This window comes from Rhodococcus ruitaii, from assembly GCF_055230935.1.
On sequence record NZ_JBUYWC010000027.1, the window covers coordinates 1 to 16,140 of the forward strand.

17 protein-coding genes are annotated in these 16,140 nt (G+C 64.2%); 8 read left to right on the plus strand and 9 right to left on the minus strand.

The window, feature by feature from the left end; all coding sequences use genetic code 11:
* The first annotated feature begins 133 nt into the window (after positions 1 to 133).
* The 4 genes from ACZI8W_RS25315 to ACZI8W_RS25330 are packed head-to-tail and all read left to right on the plus strand — an operon-like array spanning position 134 to position 3,726.
* Positions 134 to 1,345 carry a metal-dependent hydrolase family protein gene (locus ACZI8W_RS25315; RefSeq protein WP_463371291.1) on the plus strand — a complete coding sequence of 404 codons (1,212 nt, stop codon included), beginning with the start codon at positions 134 to 136 and terminating at the stop codon, positions 1,343 to 1,345.
* A complete protein-coding gene (locus tag ACZI8W_RS25320; protein ID WP_463371292.1) occupies positions 1,332 to 1,745 on the plus strand; it encodes a nuclear transport factor 2 family protein in 414 nt (137 codons plus the stop codon). The genes ACZI8W_RS25315 and ACZI8W_RS25320 overlap by 14 nt, the downstream gene beginning before the upstream one ends.
* Positions 1,742 to 2,923 carry an acyl-CoA dehydrogenase family protein gene (locus tag ACZI8W_RS25325; RefSeq protein WP_463371293.1) on the plus strand — a complete coding sequence of 394 codons (1,182 nt, stop codon included), beginning with the start codon at positions 1,742 to 1,744 and terminating at the stop codon, positions 2,921 to 2,923. The genes ACZI8W_RS25320 and ACZI8W_RS25325 overlap by 4 nt, the downstream gene beginning before the upstream one ends.
* Positions 2,920 to 3,726, plus strand: a complete 807-nt coding sequence (locus ACZI8W_RS25330) for an acyl-CoA dehydrogenase family protein (RefSeq protein WP_463371294.1) — start codon at positions 2,920 to 2,922, stop codon at positions 3,724 to 3,726. The genes ACZI8W_RS25325 and ACZI8W_RS25330 overlap by 4 nt, the downstream gene beginning before the upstream one ends.
* A 22-nt stretch (positions 3,727 to 3,748) precedes the next feature.
* On the opposite strand, the gene ACZI8W_RS25335 is transcribed toward ACZI8W_RS25330, so the two are convergent.
* Together ACZI8W_RS25335 and ACZI8W_RS25340 are read right to left on the minus strand one after the other, a co-directional pair.
* Complete coding sequence (locus ACZI8W_RS25335) at positions 3,749 to 4,711, minus strand: alpha/beta hydrolase (RefSeq protein ID WP_463371295.1); 963 nt, start codon at positions 4,709 to 4,711, stop codon at positions 3,749 to 3,751.
* Positions 4,712 to 4,893: 182 nt separating this feature from the next.
* On the minus strand, positions 4,894 to 5,718 hold the full coding sequence (locus ACZI8W_RS25340) for an IclR family transcriptional regulator (protein ID WP_463371296.1): 825 nt from the start codon (positions 5,716 to 5,718) through the stop codon (positions 4,894 to 4,896).
* Between the two features lie 113 nt (positions 5,719 to 5,831).
* Here ACZI8W_RS25340 and ACZI8W_RS25345 point away from each other — a divergent pair, with 113 nt between their 5' ends.
* On the plus strand, positions 5,832 to 6,434 hold the full coding sequence (locus tag ACZI8W_RS25345) for a TetR/AcrR family transcriptional regulator (protein ID WP_463371297.1): 603 nt from the start codon (positions 5,832 to 5,834) through the stop codon (positions 6,432 to 6,434).
* A 1-nt stretch (position 6,435) separates the two neighbouring features.
* Here ACZI8W_RS25345 and ACZI8W_RS25350 read toward each other — a convergent pair whose 3' ends face one another.
* Genes ACZI8W_RS25350 through ACZI8W_RS25365 form a run of 4 tightly spaced genes read right to left on the minus strand, consistent with a single transcriptional unit; the run spans position 6,436 to position 9,914 of the window.
* Positions 6,436 to 7,266 carry a mycofactocin-coupled SDR family oxidoreductase gene (locus tag ACZI8W_RS25350; protein WP_463371298.1) on the minus strand — a complete coding sequence of 277 codons (831 nt, stop codon included), beginning with the start codon at positions 7,264 to 7,266 and terminating at the stop codon, positions 6,436 to 6,438.
* A gap of 1 nt (position 7,267) precedes the next feature.
* Positions 7,268 to 8,056: a mycofactocin-coupled SDR family oxidoreductase gene (locus ACZI8W_RS25355; RefSeq protein ID WP_463371327.1), complete on the minus strand. Its 789-nt coding sequence runs from the start codon at positions 8,054 to 8,056 to the stop codon at positions 7,268 to 7,270.
* Between the two features lie 31 nt (positions 8,057 to 8,087).
* A complete protein-coding gene (locus ACZI8W_RS25360) occupies positions 8,088 to 8,282 on the minus strand; it encodes a hypothetical protein (RefSeq protein WP_463371299.1) in 195 nt (64 codons plus the stop codon).
* Positions 8,283 to 8,303: 21 nt separating this feature from the next.
* Entirely contained in the window at positions 8,304 to 9,914 is a 1,611-nt protein-coding gene (locus tag ACZI8W_RS25365; RefSeq protein WP_463371300.1) for a flavin-containing monooxygenase, read from the minus strand.
* 285 nt (positions 9,915 to 10,199) lie between these two features.
* Between ACZI8W_RS25365 and ACZI8W_RS25370 the strand changes: the two genes are divergently transcribed.
* The gene (locus ACZI8W_RS25370) at positions 10,200 to 11,378 is read left to right on the plus strand and encodes an NADH:flavin oxidoreductase (protein ID WP_463371301.1); all 1,179 of its coding nucleotides are present in this window, start codon (positions 10,200 to 10,202) and stop codon (positions 11,376 to 11,378) included.
* Positions 11,379 to 11,481: 103 nt separating this feature from the next.
* Here the strand turns inward: ACZI8W_RS25370 and ACZI8W_RS25375 are convergent, their stop codons facing one another.
* From ACZI8W_RS25375 to ACZI8W_RS25385, 3 genes are read right to left on the minus strand one after another with little or no spacing between them, the layout of a single operon-like run.
* Positions 11,482 to 12,267 carry an enoyl-CoA hydratase gene (locus tag ACZI8W_RS25375; protein ID WP_463371302.1) on the minus strand — a complete coding sequence of 262 codons (786 nt, stop codon included), beginning with the start codon at positions 12,265 to 12,267 and terminating at the stop codon, positions 11,482 to 11,484.
* Positions 12,268 to 12,277: 10 nt separating this feature from the next.
* Positions 12,278 to 13,453, minus strand: coding sequence for an acyl-CoA dehydrogenase family protein (locus ACZI8W_RS25380; RefSeq protein ID WP_463371303.1), 1,176 nt, complete (start codon positions 13,451 to 13,453; stop codon positions 12,278 to 12,280).
* Positions 13,437 to 14,435: an acyl-CoA dehydrogenase family protein gene (locus tag ACZI8W_RS25385; protein WP_463371304.1), complete on the minus strand. Its 999-nt coding sequence runs from the start codon at positions 14,433 to 14,435 to the stop codon at positions 13,437 to 13,439. Before ACZI8W_RS25385 ends, ACZI8W_RS25380 begins: the two co-directional genes overlap by 17 nt.
* A gap of 179 nt (positions 14,436 to 14,614) precedes the next feature.
* Here ACZI8W_RS25385 and ACZI8W_RS25390 point away from each other — a divergent pair, with 179 nt between their 5' ends.
* Positions 14,615 to 15,265, plus strand: a complete 651-nt coding sequence (locus ACZI8W_RS25390; RefSeq protein ID WP_463371305.1) for a TetR/AcrR family transcriptional regulator — start codon at positions 14,615 to 14,617, stop codon at positions 15,263 to 15,265.
* Between the two features lie 46 nt (positions 15,266 to 15,311).
* Positions 15,312 to 16,139: an acyl-CoA thioesterase gene (locus ACZI8W_RS25395; protein ID WP_463371306.1), complete on the plus strand. Its 828-nt coding sequence runs from the start codon at positions 15,312 to 15,314 to the stop codon at positions 16,137 to 16,139.
* Position 16,140 lies beyond the last annotated feature (1 nt).

Here is a 16,140-nt window from a genome sequence, read left to right on the forward strand (position 1 = left end):
GCCCGCACCCTCATGCACCTGATGCAATCACTGGTCATGGTCTCCTTCCCCGTCGAAGTCTGGAAACAACCCCGCGTCCCCGACAGCGGCGCCGCCTGGGCCGACATCACCAAAGAACCGGTGGTGTGACCTCATGCTGACGCTCAAGGCAGCCGGACTCCTCGATGTCGAGACCGGCGAGATCATCCGACCGGGCATCGTCCACATCGACGGCGACCGTATTGCGGGCGTCGGCGGCGAACCACAAGGGGAGGTCATCGATCTCGGCGATCAGATCCTCCTGCCGGGTCTGATGGACATGGAGGTCAACCTGCTCATGGGTGGGCGCGGCGAGAAGCCCGTCTACTCCACGGTGCAGGACGATCCTCCGATACGGATGCTGCGTGCCGTGGGCAATTCCCGCCGCACGCTGCGTGCAGGCTTCACCACGGTGCGAAATCTGGGGTTGTTCGTCAAGACCGGTGGCTACCTGCTCGACGTGGCCCTCGGAAAGGCGATCGACGCCGGGTGGCTGGACGGCCCCCGCATCGTTCCCGCGGGCCACGCGATCACCCCGACCGGCGGTCACCTCGATCCGACGATGTTCGCAGCCTTCGCACCCGGTGTCCTCGACCTGACCATCGAAGAAGGCATCGCCAACGGCGTCGACGAAGTTCGCAAGGCAGTCCGCTACCAGATCAAGCACGGCGCTCAGCTCATCAAGGTGTGCGTCTCGGGTGGCGTGATGTCGATGACGGGATCAGCAGGTGCCCAGCATTATTCCGACGAAGAACTGCGTGCGATCGTCGACGAGGCGCATCGGCGCGGACTGAAGGTCGCATCGCATACCCACGGTGCCGATGCGGTTCGGCACGCAGTCGCAGCGGGCATCGACTGCATCGAACACGGATTCCTCATCGACGACGATGCGATCGACCAGATGGTCGAGCAGGGCACCTGGCTCGTACCCACCACGCGCCTGGCCGATGCGATGGACACCTCCCATGCCCCGCCCGAGCTCCAGGCGAAGGCAGCCGAGATGTTCCCGAAGGCGCGTACTTCCGTGCTCGCGGCGTACAAGGCCGGCGTCAAGATCGCAGTCGGAACAGACGCTCCGGCGATTCCGCACGGTAAGAACGCCGACGAGATCGTCGCACTCGTCGACCGAGGACTCCCCCCGCTTGCGGTCATCCAGGCCGCCACGATCAACGCAGCTGAGCTGATCGGCGTCGACGACCGCGGTCGCCTCGCCGAGGGACTTCTCGCCGACATCATCGCGGTTCCGGGCGATCCCACCGAAGACATCACCGTCACGCAGGACGTGCGGTTCGTGATGAAAGGCGGAAAGGTCTATGTCAACAAGTGACCTCGTCGAGATCAACCAGCTCCTCGCGCGCTACGCCGTGCACATGACCAAGGGCGAGGTCGAAGGCGTCGTCGACGTGTTCACGCCCGATGGCACCTACAGCGCCTTCGGCGATGTGTTCACGCTCGACCAGTTCCCTGCGCTCGTCGCCGCAGCCCCCCAGGGCCTGTTCCTCGTGGGCACTGCGCTGATCGAGCTCGACGGCGATACCGCAACCGGTACGCAGCCGCTGTGCTTCGTCGAACATTCCGCACACGACATGCGCATCGGGTACTACAACGACACCTATCTCCGGACGGACGCCGGATGGCGCCTGAAGACCCGCAAGATGACGTTCATCCGGCGCAGCGGTGTGCACGATTCGGGCATTCCGCACGCTTTCGAGGCGCCGACGGCATGAACGTCACCGGGGCGAGCGAAGCGACGGGGAGTGTCGCAGGGGCGAGCGAAGCGACGGGGAGTGTCGCAGGGGCGAGCGAAGCGACGGGGAGTGTCGAGGAGTTCAGGACGGCGGTTCGCAACTGGCTCGATGAGAACGATCTCACGCCGGGGCCCGACCTCACCTTCGACGAACACGTCGCGCAGCTGGGTCGAGTCCGGCGCGCTCTCTACGATGCCGGTTGGATGCGCTACGGATGGCCTGCGGAGGTCGGAGGTCTCGGCGGACAGGCGATGCTGCGAGCGGTACTCGGCGAGGAGGTCGCGACACGTGACCTCGCCGAGCCGGGAATCTACTCGATGATCGAGGTCCTCGCACCCACGGTGATCAAATATGCGAGCCCGGAACTGGCGGCCGAGATGGTGCCCCGCCTGCTCGACGGCAGCGAGCAGTGGTGCCAGGGATTCTCCGAGCCCGGCTCGGGCAGCGACCTGGCATCGCTGTCGACCCGCGCCGAACAGCGCGGCGACCGGTGGGTGATCAACGGTCAGAAGGTGTGGACCTCTCTGGCACAGTTCGCGACCCGATGTGTACTCCTCACCCGCACGGGGCCCGGGCACGACGGCATCACCGCGTTCTTCCTCGACATGGACACCCCGGGCATCACTGTCCGACCGCTCACGACGATGCATGATCGCGAGGAGTTCTGCGAGGTCTACTTCGACGATGTCGTGGTACCGGCCGATCGGATGCTGGGGAATCCCGGAGACGGCTGGAAGCTCGCGATGGATCTGCTACCGCACGAGCGTTCGTCGTGCTTCTGGCACCGGATCGCCTACCTGTTCACACGTCTCGACCAGGTTGCTGCCGTCTCGGACCCTGCCGACGATCGGGAACTCGGCGACGCCTACCTCGCGCTGCACATGGTGCGGAGCCGCTCGTACAGCACCCAGAAGCGCCTCGAGGCCGGTCTTCCGCTGGGCCCGGAAACCTCGGTCGACAAGGTCCTGCTGGCAACCGCGGAGCAGCAACTGTTCGACACCGCGAGGGATTTGATTCCGGGCAGCATCGAGCTGTTCGACAGCGAGCTTCGGACCGAGTTCCTGTATTCGCGGGCCGCATCGATCTACGGCGGGACCGCGGAGATCCAGCGCAATATCATCGCCCGCCGTCTACTTCACCTGGGGAAAGAGTCATGACTACGAACGGCACTGCGCCATCGGTCGATTCGGAGCTGGCACTGCTCGAGGACACACTACGCAAGACGATGGAGTCCGCCTCGGGCATCGCACTCGATTCGGCGCTCGTCGAACTCGGCTGGCACGACATGCTCACAGAGATGCCCGATGTCGCGATCCCCCTGGTGTTCCGGCTGCTGGGCGAGACCGGCGCGCACTCCCCTGTCATCAACGACGTGGTCCTGACGGAGGCGGGGGCCGAGCCGGGAGGCACGATTCCGCTTCCGTACGCGGGCGGTTCGTGGCTCGTATGGCATCGCGCCCAGCGGAGCACCGAGGTCCTCGACACGGAACTCACCGTCGAGGTCACCGATTCCGGAAATCCGGTACCGGTTGCTGCGGGGCGCCGTGCTCTCGGATGGTGGCTGGTGGGCACGGGTCGCACCATGCTCGATCTCGCCCGGACCCACGCGCTCGATCGCACGCAATTCGGAAAGCCCATCTCCGGATTTCAGGCCGTGCGCCACAAACTCGCAGAGACATTCGTGGCACTCGAGGGAGCCGAAGCGGCGCTCCTTGTCGCGAACGACGACTTCAGTTCGCTGCTGGCCAAGGCAGCTGCAGGCAAGGCTGCAGTGACGGCTGCGCGGCATTGCCAGCAGGTGCTCGGCGGTATCGGATTCACCGACGAACACGATCTGCACCGGCACATCCGCCGTGCGTTGTTCCTCGACGGATTGCTCGGCAGTACCAAAGAACTGACCCGCGAAGCAGGGAGATCGGTGCGCTCCTCCGGTTCAGCGCCGCGGATCGCCAACCTGTAGAGCGCCATCGCGAGCGCAGGACTCAATCGAACAGGCTGCGCATCATCGTCCAGATCTGCTGTCGTGCAGGTTCCGTCAGCGACAACGAGGGAAACGTCAAGAAGCCGTGGAAGAGTCCCTCGAAGCGCCGATGCTGAACGGGTACGCCTGCGTCGGCAAGCCGCCGCGCGTAGTCGTCGCCGGAAGCACACGGCGGGTCCAGTTCGGCGGTGACCACCACCGCCGACGGCAGACCGGTCAGGGATCGTGTGCACGTCGGAATCACTCGTGCATCGTCGGTTCCGTTCGGGGCGTATTGTTTCCAGTACCACATCATGGCCTTGGTCGTGTTGTAGTACCCCTCCCCATACTTGCGGTACGAGTCGGTGTCGGCATCGTCGTCGATCACCGGATAGAACAGGGCCTGCCCGAGTACGGCGGGTCCGTCGTTGTCCCGGGCCGCGATGGCCACGGTTGCCGCAAGGTTTCCGCCGGCGCTGTCGCCCGCGAGCACGATCCGCGACGGGTCTCCCCCGTACTGTCCGGCGTTGCCGGCGGCCCATTCGAGGGCAGCGTACATATCTTCGTGAGCGGCCGGCGCCCGATGCTCGGGCGCGAGTCGGTAGTCCACGGACACGACCACCACTCCGATACCCTCCGCCATGGAGCGGCACAACTCGTCGTGACTGTCGAGGTCGCAGAAGACGAAGCCGCCACCGTGCGCAAAAACCACCACCGGAAGGGCGTCGTCGGCACGATGGGGCCGGTAGATGCGCAGCCCGAGTGCACCGCCAGGACCGTCGATGTCGACGTTGTGCACCGCGTGCATGTCGGGAAGATTCTGAAGCGGTCCCCTGCGGCTACGGATGATGTCCCGAAGCTCCGGAGGCGACATTGCGGTGACGTCGGGGAAGCTCGCGTTCAGTGTCGACAGCATGGTCTTCACTTCGGGATGCAACGACAACGACTCATGTTGCACAGACTCGGGTTGCACAGACGAGGACATGCGGGTCTCCTTGTTGATGCGGACACCGGGCCGCAGCGTCCTACGCCCCATCCGGCGGCGTGTCGGCCTCTCGGTGTCGGTCTGACGACGACCCTAGGCCTGCGTCGGAGATCTCCGGAACCCCGCATCCCGTCCAGCGGACCGACAGGCTCGGCTCAGGCCTTCTCGCCCCGGAACCAAGATCAGAACCCAGCAGCAACGCAGGCCGATGCCGTCGGAAGCTCAGTGATGTCGCTCTTGTTCGCGGCCGGGCGTACGCGGCCGGCATTGCGGTACGAGGCTTCCCAGATTGCGCGGCCGGTCTGCCTGAGCAGGGAGACGATCTCGGGCGAGTGCATCTGTTCGGCCGGACCCCACACTGTCAATGCCGTCGATGCGCAGTCGGGTGGACCGATCTGCACCGCGTAGGCGACAGAGTTCCGCACTATGGTGCTCCGACTGACACTGACGCCGCGGTCACGAACATCCCGCAGCTCCTCATACAGGTCTGTCAGCGAACCGGATCCAGGTCGCGACCGTCGCAGATCGCTCGGGAGATGCGCGGAGATCTCAGCCTCCGGCAGGCAGGCGAGGAGCATCCTGCCGGCCGCTGTCAGATGGGCGGGCTGGGTGATGCCTGGACGACGCGGCGCAGCCCAGTCGGTCCAGATGCCCTCGGTGTAGATGATGTCGGGGCCGGACAACGAACCGATATACACACTGGCACCGGTGGCTCGAGCGAGCCGATTCATGAACGGCAACGCAACCCGGTACACCGAATCTTCGTCGAGGGCATGACTCCCGATGTCGAACATCCGGATTCCTACGCGATACTCGTACCCGGTCCGATCGAGTGCGCCCAGCTCGGACAGACGCCGCAGCAATCGATGCACAGAGGATCGCGGCACGCCGGTCCGCCGCGCGACCTGCGCCAGCGTCAACGACTCCCCCCCTTCGAAGGCCCCGAGCACGGACATGACACGGTCGACCATGGCGACGGGCGACTCGGCGCGATTCGACGACTGCAATGAAACCTCCAACGTGGCAGATACCGCCTGTTTGGCAGATTATGCCACGCTGTGACTACACTCACAAGGCCCGTGTTTTCACACCGCTGACGATCGCGAGAAGGATGTGCGCCATGCCCAGCAAGAGAACGAGCCTGCTGATGGAGCATCGGCACGCCGACGTACGGCTTACCATCGCGACAGCAGCAAGCGACCTGTTCCTCGAGAACAACTCGACGTCGGTCACCATCGACGCGATCGCACGGCGGGCGGGGGTGTCGGTGCGGACCTTCCACCGCCACTTCGCCGCGAAGGAGGATGTCGTGTTGCCGTTGTTCGAGCGATCTGCCGAAATCCTGGTGGAACAGTTCGATGCATGCACCGGCGGCAACGACATCGCCTTCGTGATCATCAGCGCGCTCACCGGCGAACTCGCCGACGATCCCGACGACTGGCGTCGGCTTCTCCAACTCGTGATGGCCTCACCTCCGTACCGTCTCCGCTGGGAGAACACCGAGGAGCGGCTCATCGACAGTCTCGCCGCCCTCTTCGGCCGTTCCGGTATCTACCCCACAGACTCCTTCCTTCGGCACCTGGTCGCCAAGATGGTTTTCACCGCCTCTCGGGCCGCATACATGACATGGCTCTTCGGCGCCGAGCCGCCCCGCCTCGACGAGCTGCACGCCCTCCATATTCGTGCCTTGACTCCGCTGATCGACGGGTGGCGTCCCCGGTAGGTCAACGCTGCGTACTGCCCGCATCCACCGGAAGCGCCACCGAGGTGATGTACCTGGCTTCGTCGGAGGCCAGGAACAACGACGCGTTGGCGATGTCGACCGGTTCTACCCAGGGAATCGGCAGCATGTTCATTCTCGTGGCGGCCTCGGCGAACTCGTCGAGATTGGGCTCGTCTCGGTCGGGCCGGAACACCCTGCGCACCGACGGATTCTGAATCATCGTGGTGTTCACATTCGTCGGATGCACGGTGTTCACGCGGACACCGTAAGGTGCCGCCTCCTTCGACAGTGACCGCATCAATCCCACGACTCCGTGCTTGGCCGCGGTGTAGTGCGATACACCGACCAACCCCCTCAGCCCCGCGATGGAACTCGTGATGATGACCGACCCTCCGCCGCGTGCGATGAGATGCTCCATCGTCGCGGTGCAGGTGTGCCATACACCGGTCAGGTTCACGTCGATCATCGTCTGCCACGCCGTGTCGTCGAGTTCGAGGGAAGGTGCCGACGAGGTGATCCCCGCTGTTGCACACACAATATCGATTCCCCCGAACGACTCTGCGCTGCGATCTGCCACGTCTCGCAGCGCGTCGAGATCGCGCACATCAGCGACGTGCGGATCGGCCCTGCGCCCCAGCGACCGCACCTGCGACACAGTCTCCTCGAGATCCTCCGGCGTGGACGGTGGGGTCGATACGGTCTCGGTCGGTCCACACAGATCGACGGCGACGATGTCGGCGCCTTCCTGCGCGAAGCGCACAGCCTGGGCCCGCCCGATACCACGCGCCGCACCCGTAATCAACGCAACCTTGCCTTCCAAACGTCCACTCATGTCATACCTTCTGCGTCAGTCCGGCGTCGACGACGAGTTGCGTGCCGGTGATGTAACGGGAGTCGTCGCTTGCCAGGAAGAGCACCGCATTGCTCACGTCCACCGGGTCCACCCACGGCACCGGAAGCAGGTTGCGGGACGCGAGCACGGCGGCCGCATCGTCCTCGGTCGGGTCGACTACGTCCGGGCACAATCGGGCGAACACCTCATCGTTGATGATCATGGGGGTGCGCACCGACCCGGGATGCACCGTATTGACCCGGATCGACCGGGAACCGAGTTCGTTTGCCAGCGTGCGTGCCAGACCGACCACCGCATGCTTGGCCGCCGAATAGTGCGAGGCGGACGGAATCGCCTTGATGCCCGCCGTGGAACTGACGAGAATCACCGATCCGCCACCCGCAAAATGCGCGACCCCCGCTCGCACGGTGTTCCACGTACCGGTGAGATTCACATCCAACGACCGTCGCCACGCCTGCGGTTCGATCGTCCACGACGGACCGGGAACGTCGTACACACCCGCATTCGCAACGACGACGTCGAGTCCCCCGAGCGTCTCCGCTCCCGCATCGACGATCGTCCGCAACGTCACTATGTCCCTGATGTCGGCGACTGCCGCAACGCAGCGTCGCCCGGCGGCGCGGACCGCTGCCACCGTCGCGTCGAGCTCGTCGCGAGTGCTCTCGACATCGAGAGCGAGCACATCCGCGCCTGCTCGCGCCAACGTCGTGCAGTGGCTTCTGCCCATGCCCCCGGCCGCACCGGTGACGAGCACGCGCAATCCCTTCATCTTCTGCACTACATCACCTTTCATGTTGTGATCACGCGGGTGTCCGTTGACCGGAACGTTCTTCGACCAAGCTTGTTCCCTCGGTCTCCGAGGCGCGCCAGGCTGCGAGGATGGAGATGCCGGCGGCACCGGCGAGCAGCAGGGTGGCGAATGCGGCGATGGTCGACACCGAGCGATCTGCGGCCGGGCGGTCCGTCGCGCTCGACTGCGGATGCGGTTCGTCCACCCGAACCCGGCACATCCGGCGTCATTCGTTGCTCCCGAGGACGAATCCCTTGTAGCCTGCACCGGCGACCTCGTCGATGATCCTGCCGTATACCGCGAATCCACCGACGAACGGCATGAACACCCTCGGCTTACCGGGAATGTTTGCTCCCAGATACCACGAATTCGCCGTGGGGAACAACGTTTTCGATGACCGTTCGTTCAACTCGGCTACCCACGCGTCCACCGCATCCGGGGATGCTTCGATGGTCGCCGCGCCCTGGCCGTCGACGTACTCGATGCAGTCGACGATCCAGTCGAGGTGTTGCTCCGACGCAAGCACCATGTTCGCCAGCGGCCCCGGGCTACCGGCACCGTTGACCAGGAACATGTTCGGGAATCCGGCCACGCCGAGGCCGAGATAGGTACGAGGCCCCGCAGCCCATTCGTCGGCCAGGCGCCGGTCGCTGCGCCCACGGATGTCGATCCGGCTCAGTGCACCTGTCATTGCATCGAAACCCGTTGCATACACGAGGATGTCGATATCGTATTGCGCGTCGGTGGTCGCTACACCGGATTGGTTGATTCGCTCGATCGGGGCCTGCTTGAGGTCGACGAGAGTCACGTCGTCTCGATTGAACGTATCGAAATACCCTGAATCCGTGACGATTCTCTTGGTTCCGATCGGATGATCGTCGGGAATCAACTTCGCGGCGAGTTCGGGATCGGTGATGATCTCCCGGATCTTGTCCTCCCAGTACACGCGGGCAGTGTCGTTGGCGGCAAGATCGGTCAGTTGATCCGGGAATGCCTTGCTGAACAACACTCCGCCACGATTCCACCACTCGTCGTAGACCTGGGTGCGTTCGTCGTCTGCGACATCGAGTGCGCCGTGAGGGTGCGGGGTGAACGGCGAACCGCCTCCGCTGAGCTTGGACAGGCGGCGGCGCTCTGCGTAGCTCGACTTGATCTCACGCATTGCATCGGCGTCGAAGGGGCGATTGCCGGCGGGGATCGAATAGTTGGCGGTGCGCTGGAAGACGTAGAGGTGTTCGGCTTCCTCAGCAATGAGTGGAATCGATTGTATTCCCGATGATCCGGTCCCGATGACACCGACGCGCTTGCCACGGAAGTCGACTCCGGCATGTGGCCAGTTTCCGGTGTGATACGCCTCGCCTCGAAAGTCATCACGCCCGACGATGTCGGGAAGATTGGTGGCAGAGAGGCATCCGGTGGCGAAAATGCAGTATCGGCCGGTCGTGATCTCGCCGTCGTCGGTGTGGATTCGCCACAGCGAATCGGCCTCATCGAACTCCGCCGAGACCACTCGGGTCGAGAACCGGAAGTGACGACGCAGATCGAACCTGTCGGCGACATGGTCCAGGTAGTCGAGGATCTCCGGTTGCGTTGCAAACCGTTCCGACCAGGTCCACTCCTGCTGCAGGTCATCGTCGAACGAGAACGAGTAGTCGACGCTCTCCACATCGCAGCGCGCACCCGGGTATCGATTGTGGTACCACGTACCCCCGACTCCCGCGGCCGATTCGAAGCCTTGGACCGTCAATCCATGCCCGCGCAACGTGTGGACCGCGTACATTCCGGCGACACCTGCACCGACCACCACCACGTCGACCGCGGCACTCTTTCTGCTCATGATGGGATACCTCTTCCGATCTTGTCGATGCACATCCGATGTGCGGGTTCTGCTCGTGCCGAGACAGTAGGAGCGCCCGCCGGAGGACCGGAACCCGACCTCCCGGCCAGCGGTCGCCCGCCCCTGTGAGCCACCAAACGTCGGCTTCGCCGGAACGGGCTGTAGGTCCGGGTCGCCGCTTCGCATCCTTCGCGTCCCACTGCGTGGGAGAGTTGTCCGTCGATCCCCCGGCGGCTACGTAACGTGGCGTTCGACTATCCCAAATCCACCAGCACTGGAGCCACATTGTCCGACCGCACCGTCCCCGACGTGCTCTCACCGGCAACGCTCGGACCGATCACACTCCGCAACCGGATCATCAAGTCTGCCACCTACGAGCACGCAACCCCGGGCGCCCTCGTCTCCGACGACCTCATCGACTTCCACCGCCGGCCCGCGGCAGGGGGCGTCGGGATGACCACCGTCGCGTACTGCGCCGTCGCCCCGGAAGGGCGCACCGAAGCCGACCAGATCTGGATGCGCCCCGAGGCTGTACCCGGACTCCGCCGCCTCACCGATGCCATCCACGCCGAGGGCGCAGCCGTCTCGTCACAGATCGGTCACGCAGGCCCTGTCGCGAACGGAGCCAGCAACGGACTGCCCGCGTTGGCACCGTCGAGGCAGTTCAATCCACTGAGCATGCGCATGGTGCGATCTGCCACGGTCGCCGACATCGAGCGAATCCGCAAAGCCCACGGGACCGCCGCGAAACTTGCCGTCGAATCCGGTTTCGATGCCGTTGAGATCCACTTCGGCCACAACTATTTCGCGAGCTCGTTCCTGAGTCCGAAGCTCAACAAGCGCGCGGACGAGTACGGCGGGTCGCTTGCCAACCGTGCCCGCGTCGTGCGCGAGACGGCACGGACTGTCCGGGATGCGGTCGGGGGAAAAGTCGCCATCCTCGCTAAGCTGAACATGGATGACGGAGTGCCAGGCGGGTTCTGGCTCGACGAGGCCATCCAGGTTGCCCAGTGGCTCGAGCAGGACGGTTCACTCGACGCGATCGAGTTGACCATGGGTAGTTCGCTGCTCAACTCCATGTACTTGTTCCGTGGCGACGCGCCGGTCCGTGAGTTCGCCGCGGCCTTGGGCGAGCCCGTGCGCACCGGCATCAAACTCATCGGCAAGCAGGTACTCCGGAGCTACCCGTACGAGAGCCTGTTCATGCTTGAGGAGGCCCGGCAGATCCGCGCTGCGGTGAGCATGCCTCTGGTCCTGCTCGGCGGAGTCACCGACCGCGCAGGTATGGACACCGCGATGGCCGAAGGATTCGAATTCGTCGCGATGGCGCGTGCGTTGCTGCGTGAACCCGACCTGATCAATCGAATCAGATCGGAACCGTCGCACCGCTCGCTCTGCATCCATTGCAACAAGTGCATGCCGACCATCTTCAGCCGAACCCATTGCGTTCTCGTGGAGAACTGACGTACCACCTGCCAAAAAATCCGCGACGAGACGGACCGCGGACATCGACTGCCAATGTCGTCGGGCGCCTTCACCAGCGGTGAAGGCGCCCGATTCCATTCTTCTACTCGATGTTCTGCTTCATATCGTCGAGCTTCATGAGCACCGGCCACCCGCCGACGCTCAACGCGTTGCCGTGTCCGGTCTGGTGCACATCGAACACCGACTGGATGGCCGCATAGAAGCCCTGGACGTCGAGCGTCTGATTGACCGCGCGCTTTGCCTGTCGCAGGCCGAACGGCGGCATCTTCGCGATCTGCTCGGCAAGCGCACGTGCCTCGGTGTCGAGCTGATCTCGGGGAACCACTTTGTTCACCATGCCGGTCTTCTCGGCTTCTTCAGCTGTGACCGGCCGACCGGTGAACAGGATCTCTTTGGCCTTACGCGGACCGAGTTCCCAGGTGTGGCCGTGGTATTCGACACCACCGATACCCATCATCACGACCGGGTCGGAGAATTTCGCGTCCTCGGCTGCGATGATCAGGTCGCACGGCCAGCACAGCAACAGACCGCCGGCGATGCAACGCCCCTGCACCGCGGCAATCGACGGCTTGGGGATGTTGCGCCAACGCATCGAGTACTCGAGGTAGCGGCGCGCCTCGCTCGTGTAGATCATGTCGAGCGTGATCTTGTCGGGAACCGGGCCACCTCCACCGGTCATGTCGTGCCCCGCGGAGAAGTGTTTGCCTTCCGCGCGCAATACGATCACCGACACGTCCGGGTCGTCGCCCGCTCGCACCCATGCCGCGTCGAGTTCGTCCAGCAGAGCCGCGTTCTGGGCGTTCGCAGCATCCGGTCGATTCAACGTGATCGTGGCGATCCTGTCCGCTACCTCGTAGACAATGTACAAGTTGCGCTCCTCAGCCGCGTGGTAGCCCGAGCACTCGCTGGGCGACGATGTTCCTTTGGATCTCGGATGTACCGCCCGCGATGGTGCCGGCGAAACTGCGGGCAAAGCGTTCGAACCAGCTCGACGCGAAGTTGTCGAGATTCCACGGCGTGTAGGCCGCGGTCGATGCAGGGTGCACGAGCCCTTCCGCGCCCTCGGCATCGAGTGCGTGCTCGACCGAGCGTTGAATCGACTCGGATCCGAGCAGTTTCAGGACCGACAGAGACGCGACGTCCTGCTCACCACGAGACTCACGCGCGAGTGCCGCCGACCCGAGCAGGCGCAGCGCCTGCAGATCCATCACCAACGTTGCATACCGGTCACGATCGATGACTGTGCGGGGCTCGAAGTCCACAACGAGATCTTCCAAGCGATCCGCGAAGCTGAGCCACAGCAGGGTACGTTCGTGTCCGAGCGAACCGTTGGCGACAGCCCAGCCCTGATTGAGCTCGCCGATGAGGTTCTCCGCCGGCACTCGTACGTCTTCGAAGAACACCTCGTTGAAGTCGCGATCGTCCTTGTCGGCTATGGACGCGAACGGGCGACGAACCACACCGGGTGTATCGGTGGGGATCAGTATCACGCTGATGCCTTTGTGCTTGGGCGCATCCGGGTCGGTGCGAACGAAGGTGAGGAGCACATCGGCGTGGTGAGCACCGGATGTCCATACCTTCTGACCGTTGACGACGAGGTGGTCGCCGTCCAGGACGGCCCGGGTGCGAAGGCCCGCGAGGTCCGAACCCGCACCTGGTTCACTCATTCCCAGGGCCGCGGTGATCTCGGCGCGAAGGATTCGCGCGGCCCACTTCTGCTTCTGTTCCTCGGTACCGAACGAGAGAATGGACGCCGCGATGATGCCGAGCCCCTGCGGGTTGAAGCTGTGGTAGATCCTGCGCTTGGACAGTTCTTCGAGGTGAACGGCCTGCTCGATCAGCGTCGCGTTGCGACCACCGAATTCCGGCGGGTTTCCCGGAAGCAACCAGCCGTTGTCGAACTGGAGCCGCTGCCAGCGTCGAGCCCATTCGGGCATGTCGGCACTCGAGGTGGATCGCTCGGTGGCATCTGCTTCGTCGGGTAGGTTCGCGTCGAGGAAGGCCACGAATTCAGCGCGGAACGCCTCGACGGCGTCGTCATACGAGAGTTGCACGATACTCCTCGGTGATCAGTGCCCGATGCTCGGCGGCGCCACCGAGCAGATGCTCGCAGGCTCGGGCACGTTTGAGCGCGAACTGCAGATCGTTCTCCCAGGTGAATCCCATGGCGCCGAACAACTGCAGGCCGTGACGGAAAACGAGCGATTGGCATTCACCCGCGGCGGCCTTGGCCATCGACGCGGCAAGGCTCCTGCGCGGATCGTCCTCGGCGATGGTGAGGGCCGCGAAGTAGGCGAGTGCGCGGGCACGTTCGATAGCGATGTGCATATCGGTGGCCTTGTGCTGGACGGCCTGGAACGAGCCGATCGTGACGCCGAACTGCTGACGGTTCTTCACGTGGTCCAGCACGAGATCGAGAACCCGTTGGCACGCACCGACAGTCGTGAGCGCGAGGCCCGTGAGAGCCAGGTGGCGCGCCCGGGCAGGGTCGACGTCGGAGCGCGGATCGCCCCTGACCCCGACCTGCTCGAACCGCACCTCTGCGATGTGCAGGGCGGGGTCGAACACCGGACTGCGGGTCGCGGTGACCTTGTCTGCGTCGACGACGAAGACGCCCGCCTCGGTGACCACGGCCAGCAGGTCGGCGCGGTCCCCGTCGAGGACCTGCGCTGCGGTGCCGTGCAGGATCCAGCCGTCGGGATCGCGGTGCGCACGGACGCCGCTGTACACGGCAGCACCGATCTGATCAGGGGCGGCCACGCCGGGTGCGAGCTGCGCGAACTGTGTGACCGTCGCCAGGTAGGGCGTGGGGTCCGTGGCCCGTCCCAATTCCTCCAGGACGATCCCGAGTTCGACTGCAGCTTCAGGATCCGTGAGCTCGGTCCAGCCGAGCCCCACGAAGACTTTCCACAGCGGGCCTGGGTCAGCGCCGTGGTCGACGATATTGCGGATCAGCGCGGAGGGACATTCCTTCGCCGTGACGTCACGGACGGTGTCCTGCCACAGTCGCTGATCGGAGTCGAACTCGAAAAGCATTCCTACACACCTCTCTGACGGAGCTGCGGTGCACAGCGATACGAGAATATCATTCTCGATGGACGAAAGTAATAGTCTCATTTCCCGAAACTGACTCTCGGGTAACCTTGTGAGACCAATCGGGTTCTCCGGTACAGTGCTCACATGTTTGCCTCACGCAACAATGGGCAGTCCGCGCAGTGACCGGCCCGAGCGAAGAACCCGCATGGAAGCAGCGCGCAGTCGAGCGGTCCATCCGCACCGCGAAACTGCGCGCCGAGCAGCGCGTGCAGCGCTTCCTCGACGCCGCTCAGGCCATCATCACCGAGAAGGGCAGTACCGACTTCACGGTACAGGAGGTCGTCGATCGCTCGAAGCAGTCGCTGCGTAGCTTCTACCTGCAGTTCGACGGCAAGCACGAGTTGCTGCTCGCACTGTTCGAGGATGCACTCAGCCGTTCGGCCGATCAGATCCGCGCAGCCGCGGCCGGCGAGGACGATCCGATGAATCAGCTCCGAGTAGCGGTCGAACTCCTGTTTGAATCATCACGTCCCGACCCCGTTGCACAGCGCCCCCTGTTCACCGATTTCGCACCCCAACTGCTGCTCACCCACCCAGCCGAGGTCAAAGTCGCGCACGCTTCGATGCTGGCGTTGTTCACCGAACTCATGGAGAAGGTCGCCGCATCGGGCCAATTACGCACCGATTTCAACGCGCGACGCGCCGCGGCGATGACCATGCAAACCGTGATGTTCATCGCTCAGTCCAGCGGCGACGCCAACGCCACCGCACATCCGATCACAGCCGACGAGGTCTGGACATTCTGCTCGCACGGGTTCGCTGCCAGATAAGAAGAATGCTGTTCTCATTTGAGAGTGGTTCATTTACACTCGGTTTGTGACCGAGCTTTGGCATGACCTCCTGACCTGTCTCGACCTCACTCGTGTAGCGGATTCAGTTCCCGATCCCGGAAAGGTGGTTCTCGAAGGGGCAAACCAGCGCCTCGAGTACCACCGCCTCTTCGGTGGCCAGCTCCTCGGACAGTTCGTCCGCGCCGCTCAGCTGACGTGTCCGGAGAAGGCCATCAAGTCGGTGCACACCGTGTTCGCCAGGGAAGGGCGCGCCGACGAACCGGTCCGCTACGAGGCGACCCGGCAGCACGAGGGGCGGTCGTTCGGCACCCTGACCATCGTCGCGCGCCAGACCAAAGGGGTGCTGGCCACCGCATCGGTGTCCATGCATGCTCCGGAGAGCGGCCCCGCGCGGCAGTCCTTCCCGCCCGTCCCCCCACTGCTCACCGAGGAGAGCCGGGTCGACTTCTCTCTCATCCCCTGGGAGACCCGCGCATCCTCGGACCTCAACGACCTCGATACCGCCACACCCGAATTCGACATGTGGATGCGCACACCGTCCGTGGAAGACTCCCTGGCACCCGCCCTGACCTCGTATGCGACCGACCTCCATCTCATCGGCACTGCGCTACTCGCAGTCGACGGCTACTGCCAGACCGGAAACGGCACGGCCTTCACCTCGGCCGTGACCTCGCACAATCTCTGGTTCCATCGGCCGTTTCGCACCGATGACTGGCTTCTGTTGCGCCACAGCAGCCCTCTCATCGCCAACGGTCGTTGCTTCGGCCGCGGCGATGTCTTCACCGAACAGGGCGACCTCGTCGCTTCCTTCGCCCAGGAGGCTCTCCTGCGCCTTCCGGCCGAGGTGGTCTGAC

Bases quoted from the DNA above. Each gene is read 5' to 3' on its own strand.
- ACZI8W_RS25315 (WP_463371291.1), top strand. From the start codon at position 134: ATGCTGACGCTCAAGGCAGCCGGACTCCTCGATGTCGAGACCGGCGAG.
- ACZI8W_RS25320 (WP_463371292.1), top strand. From the start codon at position 1,332: ATGTCAACAAGTGACCTCGTCGAGATCAACCAGCTCCTCGCGCGCTAC.
- ACZI8W_RS25325 (WP_463371293.1), top strand. From the start codon at position 1,742: ATGAACGTCACCGGGGCGAGCGAAGCGACGGGGAGTGTCGCAGGGGCG.
- ACZI8W_RS25330 (WP_463371294.1), top strand. From the start codon at position 2,920: ATGACTACGAACGGCACTGCGCCATCGGTCGATTCGGAGCTGGCACTG.
- ACZI8W_RS25335 (WP_463371295.1), bottom strand. From the start codon at position 4,711: ATGTCCTCGTCTGTGCAACCCGAGTCTGTGCAACATGAGTCGTTGTCG.
- ACZI8W_RS25345 (WP_463371297.1), top strand. From the start codon at position 5,832: ATGCCCAGCAAGAGAACGAGCCTGCTGATGGAGCATCGGCACGCCGAC.
- ACZI8W_RS25350 (WP_463371298.1), bottom strand. From the start codon at position 7,266: ATGAGTGGACGTTTGGAAGGCAAGGTTGCGTTGATTACGGGTGCGGCG.
- ACZI8W_RS25355 (WP_463371327.1), bottom strand. From the start codon at position 8,056: ATGAAGGGATTGCGCGTGCTCGTCACCGGTGCGGCCGGGGGCATGGGC.
- ACZI8W_RS25365 (WP_463371300.1), bottom strand. From the start codon at position 9,914: ATGAGCAGAAAGAGTGCCGCGGTCGACGTGGTGGTGGTCGGTGCAGGT.
- ACZI8W_RS25385 (WP_463371304.1), bottom strand. From the start codon at position 14,435: ATGCTTTTCGAGTTCGACTCCGATCAGCGACTGTGGCAGGACACCGTC.